1 pseudogene is annotated in these 1,295 nt (G+C 58.1%); it reads right to left on the bottom strand.

From position 1 onward, the window contains the following. Window positions 1-36 precede the first annotated feature (36 nt). Window positions 37-1,295, bottom strand: a pseudogene (locus tag CVM73_RS38715) (IS701 family transposase); the annotation flags it as partial.

Genomic DNA, 1,295 nt, shown 5'->3' with positions numbered 1-1,295 from the left:
CACTACTTTGGCAGAATCCATTTGCGCCAGTGTTTTTCAAGGATTTGTTTTCGGCAGTATGGACACCGTTGAGACGGCGGCCGAAGGATGAGATCGACGATGGCGTGACGTACGGCGGGCATGGTTGGCTGAGGCGGAGGTCCGTTGATTCTTTTTTTTCCGCCCCGCGTGTGCGAGGCGACGATGTTGCAGGAAGGCGTAGGCAATCATTGTCATCAGGGCGTGGCGATGAAGACCTTGCCATGATCGTCCCTCGAAGTGATCAAGTCCAAGCTCCTCCTTCAATGCTGATGCCCTGTTCCATCTTGCCTTGATGGTGGCGGCTAGTGTGCGCAGGTCCGTCGCCGCAGGGAGAATTGGCAAGATAGTATTTCTTCTCCCCCGACGTCCGTTGCTCGCCAATGAGCCAAGCTTCGTCGCCCGGGAGATGCTGCTGACCTTTATCCCAAATCCGCTGAGGAGGGCCGTCGGCGGTGCGGACACGGAGAGCAGCAAATCGGGCTTTGAGCCGACCTTTCGTCCCGCTGCGCCAACTCACGGCTTTCCATTTGGCGCTGGCCAGCATTTGTTCTGCCGCAATCGATAAGATATCGGGCACGTGGTGCTTTCGTGGTTTCCCTCGGACTTTGGTAATCGGCCAAATGAGCTTCACATCGACCGGATACACCTTCAGGTGCCGAGGGATGCCGACCGCCCAGGCCAGCCCACGCTCTGTTAGCCCTTGTCGAAACGGTGCTAAGTCCGTATCCTGCATCCGCCAGCACATATCCAAAGCGCACGTTGGCTGCCATCGCGCGGTCAATCTCAGCCAAAGCAATTTCCGGCTTGGACCGTGACGTTCGTTGTTCGACTGGCACGCGAGCGCGCTTCAAACGAGACGCGTCGCTTGTCCAACTGTCAGGCAAAAATAGACGTAACGCGACCATCACCGGCACTTCGCCGCGCGCAAGCGAAGACACCAGTGTTTGGCAATTTGCCGTTTTGCCGAGAGCCGACGCATATTGAGCCGCAACACCAACCGAGCGTTCGCCCTTCTTCGGCAGTGAGGTGTCATCAATAACTAGAACCGCATCCTTGCCGCCGACAAGTCGGTCCGCCTGGTTGAGCAGCTCCGTCTCCAGCGGCGTCGCGTCCCAGACACCATCCGCAATGAAATGGTGCAGCTGGTCGTAGTTACCCGTGGCAAGGCGCTCCGCCATCGGCTGAACGCTCTTGCGATCGCCAGGACCGATCAGTCCCGCAACATACAGAGGACACATCCGCTGCCGAGTCTTATGACCCAGCCGGTCCAAGAA

The organism is Bradyrhizobium forestalis, assembly GCF_002795245.1.
Taxonomy (GTDB): Bacteria; Pseudomonadota; Alphaproteobacteria; order Rhizobiales; family Xanthobacteraceae; genus Bradyrhizobium; species Bradyrhizobium forestalis.
The sequence above is the reverse complement of the archived record's forward strand: the minus strand, read 5'-3'. Positions and strand labels throughout refer to the sequence as shown.